24 protein-coding genes are annotated in these 17139 nt (G+C 73.1%); 16 read left to right on the top strand and 8 right to left on the bottom strand.

Annotated features, from left to right (window positions below; translation table 11 throughout):
- Positions 1 to 4: 4 nt before the first annotated feature.
- The 3 genes from ACFY7H_RS15085 (at position 5) to ACFY7H_RS15075 (ending at position 1910) form a co-directional block, all read left to right on the top strand.
- Complete coding sequence (locus ACFY7H_RS15085) at positions 5 to 316, top strand: STAS domain-containing protein (RefSeq protein ID WP_388938064.1); 312 nt, start codon at positions 5 to 7, stop codon at positions 314 to 316.
- Positions 313 to 1263, top strand: a complete 951-nt coding sequence (locus ACFY7H_RS15080; protein ID WP_388938061.1) for an anti-sigma factor RsbA family regulatory protein — start codon at positions 313 to 315, stop codon at positions 1261 to 1263. The genes ACFY7H_RS15085 and ACFY7H_RS15080 overlap by 4 nt, the downstream gene beginning before the upstream one ends.
- A gap of 188 nt (positions 1264 to 1451) precedes the next feature.
- The gene (locus tag ACFY7H_RS15075; protein WP_388938059.1) at positions 1452 to 1910 is read left to right on the top strand and encodes an ATP-binding protein; all 459 of its coding nucleotides are present in this window, start codon (positions 1452 to 1454) and stop codon (positions 1908 to 1910) included.
- 54 nt (positions 1911 to 1964) lie between these two features.
- Here ACFY7H_RS15075 and ACFY7H_RS15070 read toward each other — a convergent pair whose 3' ends face one another.
- The 5 genes from ACFY7H_RS15070 to ACFY7H_RS15050 form a co-directional block, all read right to left on the bottom strand.
- A complete protein-coding gene (locus ACFY7H_RS15070; RefSeq protein WP_388938057.1) occupies positions 1965 to 3695 on the bottom strand; it encodes a SpoIIE family protein phosphatase in 1731 nt (576 codons plus the stop codon).
- A 359-nt stretch (positions 3696 to 4054) separates the two neighbouring features.
- Positions 4055 to 4249 carry a hypothetical protein gene (locus ACFY7H_RS15065; RefSeq protein WP_388938056.1) on the bottom strand — a complete coding sequence of 65 codons (195 nt, stop codon included), beginning with the start codon at positions 4247 to 4249 and terminating at the stop codon, positions 4055 to 4057.
- Between the two features lie 22 nt (positions 4250 to 4271).
- Positions 4272 to 4640, bottom strand: a complete 369-nt coding sequence (locus tag ACFY7H_RS15060) for a PRC-barrel domain-containing protein (protein ID WP_388938054.1) — start codon at positions 4638 to 4640, stop codon at positions 4272 to 4274.
- Positions 4641 to 5202: 562 nt separating this feature from the next.
- On the bottom strand, positions 5203 to 6180 hold the full coding sequence (locus ACFY7H_RS15055) for an AraC family transcriptional regulator (RefSeq protein ID WP_388938053.1): 978 nt from the start codon (positions 6178 to 6180) through the stop codon (positions 5203 to 5205).
- Between the two features lie 431 nt (positions 6181 to 6611).
- Positions 6612 to 6734, bottom strand: coding sequence for a hypothetical protein (locus ACFY7H_RS15050; RefSeq protein WP_388938051.1), 123 nt, complete (start codon positions 6732 to 6734; stop codon positions 6612 to 6614).
- 189 nt (positions 6735 to 6923) lie between these two features.
- On the opposite strand from ACFY7H_RS15050, the gene ACFY7H_RS15045 reads away from it, so the two are divergent.
- The 11 genes from ACFY7H_RS15045 (at position 6924) to ACFY7H_RS14995 (ending at position 12387) form a co-directional block, all read left to right on the top strand.
- Positions 6924 to 7235: a gas vesicle protein gene (locus tag ACFY7H_RS15045; protein ID WP_388938050.1), complete on the top strand. Its 312-nt coding sequence runs from the start codon at positions 6924 to 6926 to the stop codon at positions 7233 to 7235.
- Positions 7236 to 7308: 73 nt separating this feature from the next.
- Positions 7309 to 7743 carry a gas vesicle structural protein GvpA gene (locus tag ACFY7H_RS15040; protein ID WP_388938048.1) on the top strand — a complete coding sequence of 145 codons (435 nt, stop codon included), beginning with the start codon at positions 7309 to 7311 and terminating at the stop codon, positions 7741 to 7743.
- The gene (locus tag ACFY7H_RS15035) at positions 7740 to 8459 is read left to right on the top strand and encodes a GvpL/GvpF family gas vesicle protein (RefSeq protein WP_388938046.1); all 720 of its coding nucleotides are present in this window, start codon (positions 7740 to 7742) and stop codon (positions 8457 to 8459) included. Before ACFY7H_RS15040 ends, ACFY7H_RS15035 begins: the two co-directional genes overlap by 4 nt.
- Before the next feature lie 2 nt (positions 8460 to 8461).
- On the top strand, positions 8462 to 8710 hold the full coding sequence (locus tag ACFY7H_RS15030) for a gas vesicle protein GvpG (RefSeq protein ID WP_388938044.1): 249 nt from the start codon (positions 8462 to 8464) through the stop codon (positions 8708 to 8710).
- The gene (locus ACFY7H_RS15025; RefSeq protein WP_388938043.1) at positions 8695 to 9222 is read left to right on the top strand and encodes a DNA primase; all 528 of its coding nucleotides are present in this window, start codon (positions 8695 to 8697) and stop codon (positions 9220 to 9222) included. Before ACFY7H_RS15030 ends, ACFY7H_RS15025 begins: the two co-directional genes overlap by 16 nt.
- On the top strand, positions 9215 to 10126 hold the full coding sequence (locus tag ACFY7H_RS15020) for a hypothetical protein (protein WP_388938042.1): 912 nt from the start codon (positions 9215 to 9217) through the stop codon (positions 10124 to 10126). Before ACFY7H_RS15025 ends, ACFY7H_RS15020 begins: the two co-directional genes overlap by 8 nt.
- A complete protein-coding gene (locus ACFY7H_RS15015; RefSeq protein ID WP_388938041.1) occupies positions 10123 to 10440 on the top strand; it encodes a gas vesicle protein in 318 nt (105 codons plus the stop codon). Before ACFY7H_RS15020 ends, ACFY7H_RS15015 begins: the two co-directional genes overlap by 4 nt.
- A complete protein-coding gene (locus tag ACFY7H_RS15010) occupies positions 10437 to 11279 on the top strand; it encodes a GvpL/GvpF family gas vesicle protein (protein WP_388938039.1) in 843 nt (280 codons plus the stop codon). The genes ACFY7H_RS15015 and ACFY7H_RS15010 overlap by 4 nt, the downstream gene beginning before the upstream one ends.
- Positions 11276 to 11458 carry a gas vesicle protein gene (locus ACFY7H_RS15005; RefSeq protein WP_388938037.1) on the top strand — a complete coding sequence of 61 codons (183 nt, stop codon included), beginning with the start codon at positions 11276 to 11278 and terminating at the stop codon, positions 11456 to 11458. The genes ACFY7H_RS15010 and ACFY7H_RS15005 overlap by 4 nt, the downstream gene beginning before the upstream one ends.
- Positions 11455 to 11727 (top strand): gas vesicle protein K, encoded by a 273-nt coding sequence (locus ACFY7H_RS15000; protein ID WP_388938035.1) that lies wholly within the window; start codon positions 11455 to 11457, stop codon positions 11725 to 11727. The genes ACFY7H_RS15005 and ACFY7H_RS15000 overlap by 4 nt, the downstream gene beginning before the upstream one ends.
- Before the next feature lie 273 nt (positions 11728 to 12000).
- Positions 12001 to 12387 carry a C40 family peptidase gene (locus ACFY7H_RS14995; RefSeq protein ID WP_388938133.1) on the top strand — a complete coding sequence of 129 codons (387 nt, stop codon included), beginning with the start codon at positions 12001 to 12003 and terminating at the stop codon, positions 12385 to 12387.
- A 279-nt stretch (positions 12388 to 12666) separates the two neighbouring features.
- Here the strand turns inward: ACFY7H_RS14995 and ACFY7H_RS14990 are convergent, their stop codons facing one another.
- Together ACFY7H_RS14990 and ACFY7H_RS14985 are read right to left on the bottom strand one after the other, a co-directional pair.
- A complete protein-coding gene (locus ACFY7H_RS14990) occupies positions 12667 to 13323 on the bottom strand; it encodes a response regulator (RefSeq protein ID WP_388938033.1) in 657 nt (218 codons plus the stop codon).
- Between the two features lie 49 nt (positions 13324 to 13372).
- Positions 13373 to 14581 carry a sensor histidine kinase gene (locus ACFY7H_RS14985; protein WP_388938031.1) on the bottom strand — a complete coding sequence of 403 codons (1209 nt, stop codon included), beginning with the start codon at positions 14579 to 14581 and terminating at the stop codon, positions 13373 to 13375.
- A gap of 173 nt (positions 14582 to 14754) precedes the next feature.
- Between ACFY7H_RS14985 and ACFY7H_RS14980 the strand changes: the two genes are divergently transcribed.
- Together ACFY7H_RS14980 and fabV are read left to right on the top strand one after the other, a co-directional pair.
- Entirely contained in the window at positions 14755 to 15501 is a 747-nt protein-coding gene (locus ACFY7H_RS14980) for a DUF4232 domain-containing protein (protein ID WP_388938030.1), read from the top strand.
- 219 nt (positions 15502 to 15720) lie between these two features.
- Positions 15721 to 16935 (top strand): enoyl-[acyl-carrier-protein] reductase FabV, encoded by a 1215-nt coding sequence (fabV, locus tag ACFY7H_RS14975; protein WP_388938029.1) that lies wholly within the window; start codon positions 15721 to 15723, stop codon positions 16933 to 16935.
- Between the two features lie 6 nt (positions 16936 to 16941).
- Here the strand turns inward: fabV and ACFY7H_RS14970 are convergent, their stop codons facing one another.
- A complete protein-coding gene (locus tag ACFY7H_RS14970; protein ID WP_388938027.1) occupies positions 16942 to 17121 on the bottom strand; it encodes a hypothetical protein in 180 nt (59 codons plus the stop codon).
- Between the last annotated feature and the right edge of the window lie 18 nt (positions 17122 to 17139).

Here is a 17139-nt window from a genome sequence, read left to right as displayed (position 1 = left end):
AGTCATGGTGGCCTTGACAGCCGTACCTCTTGGAGACCGGGCCGGTGCGCGCCTCAGCGGCAGCGGGGACCTGGACTCCCGGCGTGCGCTGGGTGCGGCGCTGGCCTCCGTGAGCCTGATGCCGGGACGGGTCGTCCATCTCGACCTGGCGGCGGTCAGCTTCCTCGACGCCGCCGCCGTGGCCGCCCTGGTGCGGGCGTCGGCCGCCTTCCGCGGGCAAGGCCGCTGCCTGCTGCTCCACGACCCCCCGTACTCGCTCCGCAAGGTGGTGGAGATGTTCCCGGACGAATGCGCCGCGCTGGAGGTCGCAGCATGATCACCGTTCCTGCGGCCGACGCCCCCGGGGCCTTCCACCATCCCGCGCTCTTCTACCAGGGGCCCGACGAGTACCTGGCCGGGGTGGGCGGTTTCGTACGTACCGCCCTCGAAGCGGACGAGCCGGTCCTGGTCGCCGTACCCGGTCCCCGGCTCGGTCCGCTGCGGGAGAGCCTCGGCGGCGCCGCGTCGGGCGTCGAGTACGTGGACATGACGCGGCTGGGCCGCAACCCCGGCCGTATCCTCGCCGCGTTGCGGGACTTCGCCGAACGGCACGCGGGCCGGCCGGCCCGTATCGTCGGCGAACCGATCTGGCCCGGCCGGACGGAGGCCGAGGTGCTGGAGGCCACGCGCCACGAGGCGCTCATCAACACCGCCTTCGCCGGCCGTGACGCGTCCGTGCTGTGCCCGTACGACGTGGCCGGTCTGGCCGCGACGGTGGTGGCCGACGCCCGGCGTACGCATCCCACGGTCGTGGAGAAGGGCCGCGAGCTGGTGAGCCCGGCCTACACCGACGCCTCGGTCGTCAGCGGCGACTGTGACGTCCCGCTCCCCGAACCGGCTCCGGGAGCGGTGAGCCTCGACTACGCGCGTGGAGAGCTCGCCCGGGTACGCGAGTTCACCGAGGCGTGGGCCCTCGGGACCCACCTCGCTCCGGCCCGCCGGGGTGACCTCGTGCTCGCCGTCAGCGAGGCCGCGGCCAACTCCCTCTCCCACGGCGGCGGCCACGGCACCCTGCGCCTGTGGACCACCGCGGAGCTGGACGTGGTGGCGGAGGTACGCGACGGCGGCCACCTGGCCGATCCCCTGGCGGGCCGCCGCCGCCCCGCACTCGCCTCGGTCAACGGCGGGCGCGGTCTGTGGATGATCCACCAGCTGTGCGACCTCGTCGAGATCCGTGCCACTTGCTCCGGTCTCACCCTGAGAATGCGCGTGGCCGACTTCTGAGAGCCCGGCCCCCGTAAACTGTCCCGGCACTCGAAGTCGCCGGGGGACGGAACCCGCCGGGTGTCGCCGGCCGGCCAGGGGGCATACGTACCGTCCGGAAACCGATGGAACCGACGGAAACAGCCGGGAGCGGCCCGAGCGGTCGCCACGAGAAGACAGCCGTGTCCCACGGCGGGGGTGAGACCACAGTGAAGAGCAGCGGATCGGAGACCGGCCATCCGCCCCGGCCGGTGGCGGCGGGCCAGCGCCGAGGCCTGGCGCTGGCCGGGGTTCCCGGTCAGGTCGCGAAGGCGCGCGACTTCACGCGGCTGGCGCTGCGTGACTGGGAGTGGAACGGAACCGACACCTCGGAGGACACCCTCCTCGTCGTCTCCGAGCTGGTGACCAACGCCGGTCTGCACGCCGGCGGCTGCGTGGAGCTCGTCCTCACCCGGGGTGACGCCTTGCGCATCGAGGTGTTCGACGGCTCCACGGCCATGCCGCGGCCCCAGGAGTCCCCCCGGCGCGGTGTCCCGGGCGGGCACGGGCTCCACATCATCGGCCGTCTCTGCGACCGCTGGGGTGCCGAGGCCCATGCGCACGGCAAGGTGGTGTGGGCGGAGATCGAGGCCTCCCGGCTGCTCTCCGGCAGCGCCGTGCGGCGTTGAGCGGGCCCGTCGGCCGTTGAGCGGGCCCCTCCGTGTGGAGCGGGCCCGTCGGTTTCAGCGCACCTCGATGACGACCAGGCAGGTGTCGTCCGCGAAGTCCTCCCGCCCGTACAGGTCCATCAGGGTGTCGAGGACGCGCTGGGCGCCGAGGCCCGAGCAGGTGGCGAGGCGCCGTCCCAGCGTGGCGATGCTCTCCCCCAGGTCCTCGTCCCTGCGTTCGACGAGGCCGTCGGTGTAGAGGAGCAGCACGTCTCCCGGCAGCAGGTCGACCGTCGCCGTGGCGTAGCCGTCCCCGGGCAGCAGGCCCAGCAGGGGGCCCCGGTGCGAGGTGTCCAGCGCCGCCGCGCCGCTTCCCCGGAGCAGGAGGGGCGGCGGATGGCCGGCGCAGGCCCAGGTGAGGCGCCGGGCGGTGTCGATGTGCCCGATCACGGCGGTGGCGGTCTCGCCGGAGGGGTCGGCGCAGATCAGTTCGTTCAGCCAGGTGGTGAGGTCCCCGGCGTCGGTTCCGGGGGCGTGGGCGAGACCGGCCAGCGCATGCCGCTGCTGGGCCATCCGGGCGACCGCTCCGAGGCCGTGGCCGCAGGCGTCCCCCACCGCGAGCAGGATCCGGCCGTCCGGCAGGACCCGGCACTTGTACCAGTCTCCGCCGACGGCGGCGTGCGGCTCGGCCGGCAGGTAGGCCGCCGCGACGGTGTACCCGAGCTCGGCGATCCGCGACGAGTGGGTGGGCAGGAGCGCCTCACGCAGCGCCGCGGCGACCCTCCGCTCGGCCGCCGCCTCCTCGCGGAGCCTCTCGGTCTGCTGCCGGCTGGCGGCGAGCCGCTGCCTGCTGCGGACCTGCGGGGTCAGGTCCCGGACGATGAGGTGGATCGCCCAGGGCAGTCCGTGGGTGTCGATCACCGGCCGGCCGACCACGTGCAGGGTGCGGGCGTCTCCGTGGACGCTGAAGCGGATGTCGGTGCCGGGGGGCTCCTCGCCGTCGAAGAGTTCCCTGAGCAGTCGGCCGAACCGGGGCACGTCCTCGACGAGCACCGCGTCGCACAGGTCCGTGAGGGTCATCCGGTCCTCCGGTCCCGTACGAAAGATCGCGCACAGGCCGTCGGACCAGGTGGTGGCCCCGGCCAGCAGGTCGTAGTGGGCCCACCCCATGGAGGCGATGTACTGCGCTTCGAGGGACATCAGCTCGGTGTGCGCGTGCGCCGGCCGCCAGGTCGCCAGTACCTGGCCGCCGCAGGACGCCGCGTCGTAGAGCAGTGTGGTGCGGTGCAGCCGGCCGCCCCGCCATTCGGTGTAGTCCACCGGGTGCGCCTTGAGGGCCCGGCCGGTGCGCAGGACGTCCGTCAGCGCGGCGAGCAGACCGCCGGCCTCGGCGCCGGGCCGGGCCGCGAGCAGCCGGCTGCCGACCTGCCGGTCGGGCGGGTCGAGCCACTCCGCGGACCGGACGTGGTTCCCGGCCCGGACGACGAAGTCGGCGGTGCGGCCGTCGGCGTCCTCGACGGGGGCGAGCAGCGCGGCCGAGACCGGGATGGCGGGCAGGGTGGCGCACACGCAGGCCCAGGGGTCGTGCTCCTGGCCGGCGTCGCCGCAGCTGTGGCCCCGGTCCTCGCTGCCCCCGCAGGGGCAGGCCCGCGCGGCGGGCTCATCGCCCGGCGAAGGCTGCGGGGCGGCGGCCGGGTCCTCGCGCCGGACCCCGGCGCTGCGGCCCGCGGCGGCCCGCAGCGCGGCGACCTCGCGGGCGATCAGCAGTTTGAGTCCCTCGGGGTCCTCTGGAACGGCGGGACTCATGACGGGCCTGCCTTTCCGGTGGGGTGTCCGCACGGCGCGGCGGTGCCCCGTCGTCCGGCGGTGTGTGCACAGGCCATGGTGCTGGCAGCCGCCCGTACGCGCACGTCGGAACCGGCGGCGGGCGGGGGGTTTGGGATCGCGGGGACGGGACACACGCGGGATGTCGGTGCGTAGCCCCTTTGAGCGGTGTGGCGACGCCCGAGAGCGGTGGCCGCACTCCGTCCTCCTTCCCCCCGGAACGGTGTGCGGCCACCGTCTGCGTGCGTACCGGGACCCCGGCGGGCCCGTTCTCCGGGAGCCGGGGCGTACGACCGCGCTCCCCGGTGCCTCGGCGGCACCGGGGAGCGCGGTCGTACCCGTCAGCGTCGGCGGTCGCGTGCGGCCGTACGGCGCTGGGCGTCGGTGTTGGGGCTGAGGGCGTCTCCCGCCTCGCCGTCCTTGCCGCCCGGTACGACGGCATCCTCGGCTTCCTTGCGGGCCTCCTGGTCCCCGCTCTCCCCCGGGGCCTTCGAGGGCGGGGTCGTCGTGCGGTGCTGCTTCTTGCGCTCGCTCATCTCGGGTGCTCCTCGCGCCGGTTCAGAGGGGACGGCCCCCGAAGGCGCCGCCGGACCGGTAGTAGGCCGCCAGTTCGTCGTGGTAGCCGCTGTCCCCGAGGTGCTTCTCCCGGTGGAACTCCGGAGCGTTCTTGATCTGCTCCTTCGTCCGGTCCACGTAGATCCTCTCCTCGTCCACGTCGATCCGCGAGACGGTGCCGGCCGGCAGGAGGACTTCCTTGCCGAAGATCCACGGACCGGTGTCGACCACGATGTACGCGGAGCCGGCCTCGTCCGAATGCTTGTCCACCTTGCCGATGGCGCCGTCGACCGCCTCGACCTTGAATCCGCTCAGGTCGACGCCCTGAAGGCGGCCGGAGGTCTCGTGGTAGCCCCACACGTTCTCGGTCATGAAGAGTGGTCCTTTCCGATCGGCTGGGCATGGTTGCCTTGCGTGACACCCGCCTGCCCCGCATGTCCGGTCTCACACGGTGCCCTCGGACGGCCGCTTCGTTTTCCGGCTGTCCGCCATCAGATCTTTCGCGCAGCGGCTTTCGCCGCGGGCCCCGGGTCGCTGAAGTAGGTGCATGCCATCCACACCGGCCGTACCGACCTCCGAGCCGCCCGAGGAGGGGCACGGCGAGCACCGTGAGCGGGTCCGCCTCGTCCTGGCCCGGGCCGGCTTCGACACGTCCGTCCGGGAGGGGGACGGCCTGCGCGTGTGGACGGCCCCCGAAGGGGTCCTGGTGGGGTGGGTCGCCCGTGAGGTGCTGCGGCCGACCGTCCAGGTGCACGGCCACGAGGAGGACCTGTCCCGGTTCACCTCCCTGGCAGGCCTGCACCAGGCGCTCCGGACGGCCCTCGGCGTGATCCTGCGGGAGGCCGGGCTGGAGGTCGCGGAGCGGGGTGAGCACCTCCTCGTCCCCGGGCCCGGGACGGCGCCGGCGGACGGCGGGGGCGGGGCCCGGGGCCGCTCAGGAACCGGCGAGGGTGTGCCGGGGAGGGACTCCGTAGGCCGCGCGGTAGGCGGCGGAGAAGCGCCCCTGGTGGTGGAAGCCCCACTGGTGGGCGATGGCCGTGACCGTGTCCTGCGGGGGGTCCGCCGCGACCAGGTCGGCGTGCGCCAGGGCGAGGCGTACGCGGCGCAGGTAGGCCATCGGGGTCGTGCCGAGGTGGCGCCGGAAGGCGTACTGGAGGGCGCGGACGGTGACACCGGCGGCAGAGGCCATCTCGGCCGGGCCGATCTCGGAAGCCGGCTGTGACTCGATGAAGGCGACGGCCCGGCGGACGGTCTCCGGCGTCGCGTCGCGGGTGTCCGCCAGGACGGGGTCGGGCCGGGCGTCGGTGGGGAAGGCGGCCAGGACGGTCGCGGCCAGCATCCTGGCGGCGGCGTCCATCAGCAGCGGCTCGCCGCCCGCGGGCAGCGACAGGACGCTCGCCTCGACGTAGTCGACGGTCCGCTTCCACTGGCCGGCCATGGCGTCCGAGACTGGGGTGAAGCGGGTGAAGCGCAACGGACGGGCCGCCGTGCCCGCCGGGCGGCCCGCGAGCTCCTCCAGCAGCGCGAGCGGCACCGTCACGGCACGCAGTTCGGCCGAGAACACCCGTCCGGCGTACGGGAGGTGGGGCTGGGCGATCACCATGACGTCACCGGGCCCGGCAGGGGTGACCTCGCCCGCGCACTCGCCGGCCATGCGGCCGCCGACCACGTGCGTGACGGCCACCGCGCCGAGGGGGCCGGTGGCGTAGGCGTACTCGGCGGCCAGGGACAGGGTGCTCAGCGACACGGGGCCGGCGTGGGTGCGGGAGTACCGGAACGCGCTGTCGCGGGCCGGGGTCTTCATGCGCAGGCTCGTCCCGTAGGCCGCCTTCAGCCAGTCCCGGGCGACGTCCACGTCGGTGGTCCGGAAGCCTGGCCCGTCCGGCGGGCCGGAGTTCGGCGGCTGGTGCATGCTGGGCTTCCTCTTCCGCGGGAGCGCGGCAGGGATGAGCGGCGCGGCCTCAGCGTAGGTCGGGAAGGGGATGTGCGGGGCGCGTTCGCGGGGTGCGGGCGGTCCGGCGCGCGGCCGTCCGGCACGGGTCCTCACGCCGTACGCGCCGTCCCTGCCGGCCGCGTGCGGCGCCCCGCCGGCCGGGGAGCACGGAGGCGGGCGCGGGGAGCGGTCCGGCGCCGGGGGCGGGTGCGCCCGGAGCGGGGTCGTTACGTCGTCTGTGCCTGCCGGTCGTCGACGGCCCCAGCATGCGCTCCTCGTAGCGGGCGAGCCCGAGGACGGCACACATCATCAGCGGCGGTACGAGCAGTGCCAAGAACAACACGGGAGGGATCCTTTGACGAGGTCTCGTGCGGCTGGGGCCGTCCACCGCTCCCCGCCGCCGGACGGGCTCACCTGTGCCGGGCGAGGCTGACCCAGAGGACGAGCACGGCGAAGGCCATCACCAGCAGGTGCAGCAGGGCGGGTCCGGTTTCCGCGGCCCAGAGCGAGGCCGCCGTTGTGTTCGATGTCATACGGACGCGGGTGCCCGCGAACGGAGAGGTGACACCCCGCGGGGCGCGGTGTTGCGTACCGCGTCGCGTACCGCGGGTTTGGCTCCAACGGATCGGCGCAGGCGGGCTTCTGACGCCCCTGTGCCGGGAGCGGGCGGTGCCGGGCCGTTTGGCGGCGGCTCGGACGGACATACGCGCCAGGAGGAATTCATGGCCAACGCATCCGACGGAGAAGAGAAGAAGGCGGGCCGGGGGGCACGACCCCTGAGGGCCGCTTCGGTGATCAGGGTCGCGATCGAGCAGCTGTCGGAGCTGCTGTCGCAGCCCGCCGAGGGGGTCAGCCGCTGCGAACGCGGCGAGGACGGCGTCTGGCACCTCGCGGTCGAGGTCCTCGAACTGGCCCGCGTTCCCGACACGATGAGCCTGCTGGCCTCGTACGAGGTCGAGCTCGACGCCGAGGGCGAGCTCGTCGGGTACCGGCGTACCAGCCGGTACGAGAGGGGCCGCGCGGACCGCCGCTGAGCCGGTGCGCTCCGCGCCGCCGTCCCCCGCTGTCCCGTCCCCGTCCCCAAGTGACGAAAGGGAACCGGAAGTTATGACTGTCATGCCTGCCCAGCCCGCTCCCGCCGCCTCGGGCGGCGGCTCCAGCGGCCTCTACGACGTACTCGAACTGGTCCTGGACCGCGGCCTGGTGATCGACGCGTTCGTACGCGTCTCCCTGGTCGGCATCGAGATCCTCAAGATCGACGTCCGTGTGGTGGTGGCGAGCGTGGACACCTATCTGCGCTTCGCGGAGGCGTGCAACCGTCTCGACCTGGAGGCCGGGCCGCGCAAGAGCCCGGGCCTGCCCGACCTCGTCGGGGAGATCACGGAGTCCGGCGCCCGTGGGAAGACGAAGGGGGCGCTGAGCGGGGCCGCGCAGACGATCTCGGACGCGTTCCACCAGGCCCGCGAGGACGCCTCGGAGGAGAAGACCGAAAGCCGGCCCCGCAGCCGGCGCACCACCACCCGCCGGGAGGAGAAGGAATGAGTACGTACGTCTACGGCATCGCCCGGGCCGGTCAGGACCTGCCCGACACCCTGGAGGGCGTGGGAGAGCCGCCACTGCCCGTGCGCACGGTGCGCGGCGGGAAGCTGGTCGCCCTGGTCAGTGACGCGCCGGCCGAGCTGAGGGCCAAGCGGCGCGATCTGCTCGCCCACCAGCGGGTGGTGATCCAGGCGGGCGGCACCGGGCCGGTACTGCCCCTGCGCTTCGGCGGGGTCTCCCCCGACGACGACACCGTCACCTCCGTGCTCGAGCGGCGTCAGGAACGCTACCTGGAGCGGCTGGCGGAACTGGAGGGCAAGGACGAGTTCAACGTGAAGGCCTCGCACGAGGAGGAGGCCGTGCTCTTCGACGTGATCGGCGCGGATCCGGAGCTGCGTGCCCTGCACCAGGCCAACCGGGCGGCGGGCGGGGGTACGCACGAACAGAAGCTGGCCTTCGGGGAGCGTGTCGCCCGGGCCGTGTCCGCGCAGGAGCGGGAGGACGCCGCCCTGGTCGAGCGGACGCTGCGCCCGTACGCGGCCGCCCTGCGGCACGGCCCGGAGGGGACGGGGTGGCTGGCGAACCTGTCGTTCCTCGTGGCCCGCGAGCGGCGGGAGCAGTTCCTGGCGGCGGTGCGCCACCTGCACGAGGAGCACGAGCGGCTGCGCGTGCAGGTGACGGGGCCGCTGCCGTCCTACAGCTTCGCGGACGCGGACTGACCATGGGTCTGCTCACGGAGGTACTGCTGCTGCCGGCCGCCCCGCTCCGCGGGACGGTCTGGGTACTGCGGCAGGTGGTCGAGGAAGCCGAGCGCCAGTACTACGACCCGGCCGTGGTCCACCGGGAGCTGGCCCGGCTGGTGGAGGCGTTCGAATCGGGCGAAGTGGACGAGACCGAGTTCGACCGCCGGGAGGACGAGCTCCTGGCACGACTGGAAGGCGGGGCGCGGACGCGATGGACGACCGAGTGACGATGGGCCTGGCCGTGGGCGCCGGCTACCTGCTCGGACGGACCAGGAAGGCCAGGCTCGCCTTCACCGTGGGAACGCTGGTGATGGGCAGGAGGCTGAAGCCGGACGCGGAGGTCCTCGCCTCCTTCCTGGCGAGCCGTCTCAAGGAGCACCCGCGGTTCGTGGAGTTGGGCGAGCAGCTGCGCGAGGACCTGCGCGAAGTCGGGTCCGCGGCGGTGGGGTTGCTGGTGGACCGGCAGCTGGAGGCCGTCGCCGACCGGCTGCACGACCGGACCCAGGACGTGCGGGAGCGGCTGGCGGGCCTGGGCCCCGCCCCGGCCGACGGCGATGACGGGGAAGGGGACGGGCCGGACGAGGCCCGTCCCGCGCGCCGGACGACCACCCGCAAGGGGGCGTCCCGGTCGGCTCCCGCCCGGAAGGCGCGCGGCGGGTCGGCGTCCGCGGGCGGGTCCGGCCGGCGTCGGCCGGCGAAGCGGGCGGCCGGCGGCGGTGAGGGGGGCGACGATGACTGAGCCGCGGTCCGGCCTCCTCGGCCGGCTCGGGGAGAGCCCCGCCGCCGACCGGGTCAGGCGGGAGCTGGAGGCCTACCTGATGACCCGCACCGAGCGGCTCCTGGCCGGCGCGGGCAGGGGCCTCGGACGCTCGGCGGCGCACCTGGACGACATCGCGTCGGGCAAGGGCCCGGGGCTGAGGTCCCTCGTCCCGCGCCGCCGCCCCGGGCGCCGGGGCGGCGGGGGGAGCGGTGGCGGGGCCGCCCTGGTCCTGGAGTCGGTCGACGTCGGCGTCGAGGCCCAGGACGCCTACGACCAGTGGACCCGCTACCGCGGCTTGCGGAAGTCCCCCGGTGGTGGCCGCACCGGGACCTTCCGGTCCCGGACGGCCCGCGTCACCGAGCGGATCCCCGGCGAGCGCATCGCGTGGACCGCTGAAGGCGCCCGCGGCACGACACGCGGGGTGGTCACCTTCCACGCCCTCGGCGACGGGCTCACCCGGGTCCTGCTGGCCGTCGAACACCACCCCCGGGGCGTGGTCGAGAGAGCGGCGCGCCTGTGCGGGGCCCCGGGCCGCCGGGTCCGTGGAGACCTCAGGGGTTACGCCCGGTTCCTCGCCCTCGAGGAAGGGGAGCCGGAAGGCCGAGGCGGCCGGACCGAGGAAGACGGGGCCGTCGCGCCCAGGGAGGAGGACGCCGTGGACCCGGCCGAGGACGCAGCCGACCGCGAGGACGGGGCGTACGCCGCTGCGGAGGAACCGTCCGACGGTGACTACGCCTTCGAGGACGGCGAGTTCGAGGACGACGAGGAGTACGAGGAGTACGAGGAGGAGTACGGGCCGGATGACCAGGTCGAGGCCCACGACGAGGAGGCCGAGCCCGCGCCGGCATACGCGGGCCGCCGCGAGGGGGCCCGCCGGTCATGACGACGCCCTCCGGCCTGCCGCGTACGTACGACAGCGGACCCAGCGCCAATCTCGCCGACATCCTCGAACGAGTCCTGGACAAGGGGATCGTCATCGCCGGCGACATCCGCATCAACCTCCTCGACATCGAACTGCTCACCATCAAGCTGCGTCTCGTCGTGGCCTCGGTGGAGCGGGCCAAGGAGATGGGGATCGACTGGTGGGAGCAGGATCCCGCCCTCTCCTCCGCGGCACGCGGGCGCGAGCTCGGACGGGAGAACGAGGAGCTGCGCCGGCGCGTGGCGGAGCTGGAAGAGCGTCAGGAGCGGGCATGAGCGAGCCGGAACTCTTCTACGTGTACACCGTCGTGGAGTCGGGCCCGGGGCCGGGAGCCCCGGATTCCCTGGCCTCCTGCGGCCCCGACGGCTCCAGTCTCAGGGTCGTCGACGACGGCGTGCTGGCCGCGGTGGTCGCCCCGGTCGACCCCGCCGAGTTCGGCGAGACCCCGCTGCGCCGGCGGCTGGAGGACCTGGACTGGCTGTCGGCGCTGGCCCGGCGGCACCACCGGGTGGTCGCCGACGTCGGCCGCTCCCTCACCACGGTTCCGCTGAGGCTGGCCACGGTGTGCCGCGGGGAGGAGGGAGTGCGCAGGCTCCTGGCCGAGGGGCGGGACCGGCTGTCGTGCGCCCTGGAACGGCTGGCGGACACCGAGGAGTGGGGCGTGAAGCTGTACGCGGCGCACTCCCCCGCGCCGACGACGGCCGGGGCCTCCCGCTCCCCCGCCGAGGGCGGTCCCGGTACGTCGGCGGACCCGTCCGCCGCCGGGCCGGGAACGGGGCGGGGCTATCTCCAGCGGCGCCTCGTCGACCGCCGGCGCCGCGAGGAACGCGCGGGCCTGGCCGCCGGAACGGCCGAGCGGGTGCACCGGCGGCTGGCCGAAAGGGCGAGCGAATCGGTCCTGCACCCCCCGCAGCAGGCCGGACTCTCCGGGGTGCGGGACGCGAATGTCCTGAACGCCGCGTACCTCGTGCCCCGAGAGGCCCGGGAGGCCTTCCTCGACGCCGTCCCCGGCCCTTCGGACCTCCCGTCCGGGATCCGCGGCGAGGTCACGGGACCTTGGGTCCCCTACTCCTTCACCCAGACGGCCGCCGAACGGCGCGGGCGGGAGCGGTGACCGGCGAGGAGGTCGCGCTCGTGGACCTGCTGGACCGGCTGCTGGCCGGAGGGGTGGTCCTGGCCGGCGACATCACCTTGGGCATCGCCGGCATCGACCTCGTCCGCGTCGACCTCAAAGCCCTCATCAGCTCGGTGAACGACGCCGTGCCCTCCCCCTGGAAGCAGGTGAGCCCGTGAGCACGCCCCGACGAGTGGAGCTCGACCCCGATACCGTCGAACGCGAGCTGGGCCGCCTCGTGCTGACCGTGATCGAGCTCCTGCGGCAGCTCATGGAGCGCCAGGCGCTGCGGCGCGTCGAGGCCGGCGACCTGACCGAGGACCAGGAAGAACGGCTCGGGCAGACCCTCATGCTGCTCGAAGACCGCATGGATCTCCTGCGGACGCGCTTCGGACTGGCTCCCGAGGACCTCAACATCGACCTCGGCCCTCTGGGCAAACTGCTGTGAGACGAACGGGGGAATGGTAGGACAATGTTTATGCATATCATCTCGGAGTCTTTTGCTTAACCGAGACTTTTCACGTCGTGTCCGGCCCTTCGGGGGCGGACACGTCGTGCAAAATGGGCGGTCGTCGGGAGCCAATACGCAGTCACCGAGAACAGTCGCCATCACGGCCCTGTCCTGTATCTGAATGCGGAGGTATCACGATTGCCGAAAACAAAAAATTGCTGGAAGAGCCATCGCTCCCCCGTTTTTCTCCTCGCGATCTCCGTGGCCGCGATGTTCGCGCCCGCCAGCCCGGCCCAGGCCGCATCCCTCTACGGCATAAAGGCCGTCAAAATCGCGGCTTCCAAAGAAGGCTCCCCCTACGTGTACGGCGCCACCGGCCCGAGGGAATTCGACTGTTCGGGCCTCACCCTCTACGCGTTCCGGAAGGCCGGCCGACGCCTTCCCCGTACCGCCGAAGCCCAGTACGAGAACACGCTCCACATCCCGCGCACCCAGCGCGCCCCCGGCGACCTCGTCTTCTTCCCCTACGGGAGAACCATCGGCCACGTCGGCATCTACGCGGGCCACAACAAGATCTGGCACGCGCCCAAGCCCGGCACCCGCGTCCGGCTCGAACGGATCTGGACCGGCAAGGTCCGCTACGCCCGGGCCAATTGAACCCGGCACCCGGCCCTCACCGCCGCCTGCGCCCGACACCGACTCAAAGAGCGCACTTTCGGCCAAGAAAAAGAACAAGCGGGCAAGAATACCCGACCGGACGGACAATCCGTCCGCCTCCCGGGGTGAATCACCTGTCCGCACCTGCCGGCCAATGATCACCGGCCATCTGTTTCCGCGGCGAGCTCACCGACGACGGATCGCCGCGTGGCATTCTCCTTCCCGACGACTGCGTTCTCCACACCCCGGAGAAGGGGAGAATGCGCACCGGAAACAGCGTCATGCCGTGACGAGACCCGCCTCGTAGGCGAAGACGACGGCCTGGGCTCGGCTGGTGAGGGCCAGTTTGCTCATGCACCGGTGGACGTGCGTCTTGATGGTCGCCGGACTGAGTACGAGCCGTCCGGCGATGTCTGTGTTGGACAGGCCCCTGCCGACCAGGGTCAGGATCTCGATCTCGCGCGGGGTCAGAGCGTCGAGTCCGGGGCGCGGGCGGCCGCCGCGTCCCGGGCCGGCCCCGCAGGCCTTCATGAGTTCGGTGAGGGCGGCGGGGCTCAGCAGCACGTCTCCGGCGTGGACGGTGTGGATGGCCGCCAGGAGCCGCTGCGGCGGGGTGTTCTTCAGGAGGTACCCGCTGGCTCCGGCGCGGAGCGCTTCGTAGACGTACACGTCCAGGTCGAAGGTGGTGAGCATGATGACCCGGGGGTTCGGCACGGGCGTCTGCCCGACAAGGGCGCGGGTCGCCGCGATGCCTCCCATGCCGGGCATGCGGATGTCCATGAGGACCACGTCCGGACGGAGTTCGGCGGACAGCCTCACGGCCTCCTCGCCGCTTTCGGCCTCGGCGACGACCTCGATGTCCGGGGCCGCCCGGAGCAGCGCGGCGAGCCCTGAGCGGACGAGGATCTGGTCGTCCGTCACGAGAACCTTCGGCATGATGGACGCACTCCCCCGGACGACGGCTCTCCTCGCGGCCGATCGGTCGTCAGGGCTCCGGTACGGGCATGACGAGATCGACTTCGAATCCCCCTTGTGAGCGGGCCCCGGCCGTGACGGTGCCCCCGTAGATTGTCGCCCGTTCCCGCATGCCCAGCAAGCCGTGACCTGGGCCGTCCCGCTCCTCGGTCCGGGGCCGGGCGGGCCCGTCGTCGGTGACGCGGACGCGGATGGAGCCGCGGCCGCGCGAGAGGGACACGGTGGCCGTGGCGGTGGGCGCGTGCTTGAGCACGTTGGTCAGCGCTTCCTGGACGACGCGGTATACGCACATGTCCAGGCCGGCGGGCAGCGGTTCGGCGAGTCCTCCGGTGATCCGGACGGGAACGCCCGCTGCCCGGACCCGGTCGGCGAGTTCCTCCAGACGTGCCAGGCCCGGGGGCGTACCGTCCGCGTCGGGGAGGGTGCCGGTGCGGTCGTACGCCGTGTGCTGGACGCCGTGTCTCAGGACGGCGAGCATCCGGCGCATCTCCTCGCCGGCGTCACGGGCACTGCCGGAGATGACGCCGACGGCCTGGTGCGCGGTCGCGGGGTCCGTGGTGAAGACGTAGTCGGCCAGTCCCGCCTGGATCGAGATGACGGAGACGTGGTGGGCGATGACGTCGTGGAGTTCGCGGGCGATCCGCATGCACTCGTCGGAGACGGCCCTGCGCGTCCGCTCCTCCTGCTCGCGGCGCAGCTGCTCCGTCAGGGCGGCCAGGCGGCGGCCGCGTTCGGCGAAGCGCCGCGATACGTCACCGGTCACCCAGGTGACGGCGGCTGTGGCCGTGACGAACGCGACGCTCAGCATGCCGATGCCGGGCTCGGCCAGTCTGGTCCCCCACAGCAGGACCAGCCAGGTCGTGACGGTGCAGGGCACGGACACGGTGCGCGGACGGTGGGCGGCGACGGTGTAGTTGGCCAGGGCCAGACCGCACACCGCGACCGGGTGGTAGTAGGCCAGGGTGAAGTAGACCAGTACGGCCGCGGCGGTGGTGGCGAGGATCAGGAGGGGTGCGCGGCGGCGTACGGCCAGCGGAAGGTACACGGCCGCGATCAAGGCGTAGGCCAGGGCGTCGGGGGTGCGCCAATAGTGGTGCGGGTCGGGCCAGTTGTGGAGCATCGATGCCGATATCGCCAGTGACCCGAACGCGTAGACCGTGTCGGCCACCTGTGGGAGCACCGCGCGTACGGTTCCCCACCGCCCTCCCCGAAATGCCATGGCGAGAGCCTAGACGGCCTGGTCCGGACACTCGTACAACCAGGGTGGTACATCGTCTACCCCACTGGTGGCAGCGGATGATCAACCCCTGGTGGGGCGCGCCCGGGGGCCGCCGTGCGCCAAGCTTTCGGAAGGTCGTCGCAAGCGTGTGAAGGCACTATCGGGGGTTCACCATGGGAGCTGCTCGCAGCAGATCGAAGCGTTGTGTCATCGGGGTCGCGGCGGTCGCCGCGCTCCTGTCGTCCACGGCCTGTGAGGCGGCCGGCGGCACCGGCCCGGGGAGGGCCTCCGCCACTCCGTCCGGTTCCCCGAGCACTACCGCTTCCCCCGCCCCCGGCGGGACTTCCGGCCCGCCGAGTGCGCCCGGCTCCCCGTCCGCCACACCGAGCACGCCCGGCACGCCCACCAGTGCGCAGGGCTCGCCGGCGCCCGGCAAGTCCGGCGGGCCGGGGACCGGGAGCGATGCGGGGGACGGGAAGGGCACGGCCGCGGCCTGCACCGACGCGCACGTCTCGATCACCGGGGCGTTCGAGCGGCAGGACAGCGAGCAGAACCTGTTCCTGACGGCGGTCAACACGGGCGCCAAGCCGTGCACGCTCTACTTCTATCCGATCGTGCGCTTCCGTTCCGCCGACGAGGTCCCGCCTCCGCCGATGGAGTCGCCGGCTCGCGCGCTCGCCACGATCAAGCCGGGCGAGAAGGCGTACGCGGGGGTGCGCCTCTTCCGGGCCGGCGAGCAGACCAGCACCGTGACGTCGCTGACCGTCGCGTTCCACAGCCGTACCGCCAATGACGAGGTGGGCGGGGCGGCCGGCATCCCGCTCCCCCACGGCTTCCTGAACATCGACTCCAAGCCCATGGTCACGTTCTGGAACCTCGACGCCGCCGCGGTCAAGAACTTCACGTTCAAGGCCCGTTGACGGCCGGCCGCCCGGCACGCGCCCCGCGGGACGGGGGTTCACGGGGCGCGTGTCGGGGAGGCCTTCGGTACGGGGAGTGATGGGAACACTCCAAGATCGACTCGTGATCGTTGTCCCCTGGCACGGCTGCGGCCCGTGAGGGTGCCGGCGCAGACTTGCAGGCAGCGGCGGCCGGTTGACCGCCGCGTCCTCCTCCCGGCCGACCCAGGGACTGCCTTCGTGAACGAGCGCGTTCTGACCCCCCGCAACCGCGGATTCCTCTTCCTCGACTCCCACCCGGCGGGCTGCCGCCAGGTGGTGACCGACATGTGGCGGGCGTGCCCCGCTCCCGCGGCGGTGCCGCAGGACCCCGGGCCGGTGGCGCTCGTCATCGGTTCCTCCGCCGGGTACGGCCTCGCCGCCACCCTCGCCGGGCTCAAGCGCGCCGGCATCCGCGGGATCGCGGTCTCCTTCGAGAAGGCACCCACCGAGCGGCGTACCGCCACGGCCGGCTGGTACCGCACCGCGGCCACCGCCGACCTCGCCCGCAGCGCCGGGCGGGACCTGGTCTTCCTCAACGGCGACGCGTTCTCGGACGCGATGAAGGACCAGGTCGCCGACCTCATCGAGCAGCGCTTCGGCGGCCGCCTGGACTACCTGGTGTACTCGGTGGCCGCGCCCCGCCGCACCGACCCCGACACCGGCACCACCTACGCCTCCGTCCTCAGGCCGATCGGCCGGCCGAACCGCACCAAGACCCTGGTCTTCGACGACCGGGGCGCTCCCGAGGTCCGCGAGGTCGAGACCGGTCCGGCCGGCGGCGACGACGTCGAACAGACCGTGGCCGTGATGGGCGGCGCGGACTGGGAACGCTGGATCGACCACCTCGCCGGCCGGGGTCTGCTCGCCGAGGGCTTCGCCACCGCCGCGCTGTCGTACATCGGTTCGCCGCTGACGGCGGCGATCTACCGGCAGGGCACCATCGGCGCGGCCAAGGCCCACCTCGAGGCCACCGCCCGCACCCTCGACCAGCGCCTCGGCAAGACGGTGGGCGGCCGGGCCGTGACCTCCGTCAACGGCGCCGCCGTCACACAGTCCTCGACCGCCATCCCCGGCATCGCCCTGTACACCGGTCTGCTGCGCGGCGTGCTCGGCGAGGGCCTCGTGCCGCCGGTCCATCAGCTCGCCGGCCTGTGGGACCAGCTCACCGGCGCGGCCCCGAGCGTCCAGGACGAGGAAGGCCGGATCCGGCTGGACACCTGGGAGCTCGCCGACGACGTCCAGGCGGCCGTCGCCGAACGCTGGGAGGCCGCCACGACCGGCACCATCGCGGGTCTCGCCGACCTCGACTGGTTCCGTGCCGAAGTCCGGCGCCTGTACGGGTTCTCCGTCCCGGGCGTCGACTACACCGCGCCGGTGGCCACGGACGTCCCGTGGCCCGCTCCCGGATCCTGACCGGGATCAGTCACCGCCTCCGCCGCCCCCTCCACCGCCTCCGCAGGACGAGCCGCACGAGGATCCGCCGCCGCAGGAGTCACCACCGCCGTCGCCCCACCGGGTCTTGCGCCGCCGCGGGCGCCCCCACAGCAGCTTGAAGGACACCACGAGGATCACCACCGCCATGGTCAGGACCACTTCCATACCGTTCCCTCATTCCTC

The organism is Streptomyces sp. NPDC012794 (genome assembly GCF_042901085.1).
GTDB lineage: Bacteria > Actinomycetota > Actinomycetes > Streptomycetales > Streptomycetaceae > Streptomyces.
Note: the sequence above shows the minus strand (reverse complement) of the source record. Positions and strands in the feature narration are given on the sequence as shown.

Bases quoted from the DNA above. Each gene is read 5' to 3' on its own strand.
- ACFY7H_RS15040 (WP_388938048.1), top strand. From the start codon at position 7,309: ATGACTGTCATGCCTGCCCAGCCCGCTCCCGCCGCCTCGGGCGGCGGC.
- ACFY7H_RS14995 (WP_388938133.1), top strand. From the start codon at position 12,001: ATGTTCGCGCCCGCCAGCCCGGCCCAGGCCGCATCCCTCTACGGCATA.
- ACFY7H_RS15030 (WP_388938044.1), top strand. From the start codon at position 8,462: ATGGGTCTGCTCACGGAGGTACTGCTGCTGCCGGCCGCCCCGCTCCGC.
- ACFY7H_RS15020 (WP_388938042.1), top strand. From the start codon at position 9,215: ATGACTGAGCCGCGGTCCGGCCTCCTCGGCCGGCTCGGGGAGAGCCCC.
- ACFY7H_RS14985 (WP_388938031.1), bottom strand. From the start codon at position 14,581: ATGGCATTTCGGGGAGGGCGGTGGGGAACCGTACGCGCGGTGCTCCCA.
- ACFY7H_RS15035 (WP_388938046.1), top strand. From the start codon at position 7,740: ATGAGTACGTACGTCTACGGCATCGCCCGGGCCGGTCAGGACCTGCCC.
- ACFY7H_RS15070 (WP_388938057.1), bottom strand. From the start codon at position 3,695: ATGAGTCCCGCCGTTCCAGAGGACCCCGAGGGACTCAAACTGCTGATC.
- ACFY7H_RS14990 (WP_388938033.1), bottom strand. From the start codon at position 13,323: ATGCCGAAGGTTCTCGTGACGGACGACCAGATCCTCGTCCGCTCAGGG.
- ACFY7H_RS15045 (WP_388938050.1), top strand. From the start codon at position 6,924: ATGGCCAACGCATCCGACGGAGAAGAGAAGAAGGCGGGCCGGGGGGCA.
- ACFY7H_RS15065 (WP_388938056.1), bottom strand. From the start codon at position 4,249: ATGAGCGAGCGCAAGAAGCAGCACCGCACGACGACCCCGCCCTCGAAG.
- ACFY7H_RS15060 (WP_388938054.1), bottom strand. From the start codon at position 4,640: ATGACCGAGAACGTGTGGGGCTACCACGAGACCTCCGGCCGCCTTCAG.
- ACFY7H_RS14980 (WP_388938030.1), top strand. From the start codon at position 14,755: ATGGGAGCTGCTCGCAGCAGATCGAAGCGTTGTGTCATCGGGGTCGCG.
- ACFY7H_RS15050 (WP_388938051.1), bottom strand. From the start codon at position 6,734: ATGACATCGAACACAACGGCGGCCTCGCTCTGGGCCGCGGAAACCGGA.
- ACFY7H_RS14970 (WP_388938027.1), bottom strand. From the start codon at position 17,121: ATGGAAGTGGTCCTGACCATGGCGGTGGTGATCCTCGTGGTGTCCTTC.
- ACFY7H_RS15015 (WP_388938041.1), top strand. From the start codon at position 10,123: ATGACGACGCCCTCCGGCCTGCCGCGTACGTACGACAGCGGACCCAGC.
- ACFY7H_RS15085 (WP_388938064.1), top strand. From the start codon at position 5: ATGGTGGCCTTGACAGCCGTACCTCTTGGAGACCGGGCCGGTGCGCGC.
- ACFY7H_RS15080 (WP_388938061.1), top strand. From the start codon at position 313: ATGATCACCGTTCCTGCGGCCGACGCCCCCGGGGCCTTCCACCATCCC.
- ACFY7H_RS15025 (WP_388938043.1), top strand. From the start codon at position 8,695: ATGGACGACCGAGTGACGATGGGCCTGGCCGTGGGCGCCGGCTACCTG.
- ACFY7H_RS15055 (WP_388938053.1), bottom strand. From the start codon at position 6,180: ATGCACCAGCCGCCGAACTCCGGCCCGCCGGACGGGCCAGGCTTCCGG.
- ACFY7H_RS15010 (WP_388938039.1), top strand. From the start codon at position 10,437: ATGAGCGAGCCGGAACTCTTCTACGTGTACACCGTCGTGGAGTCGGGC.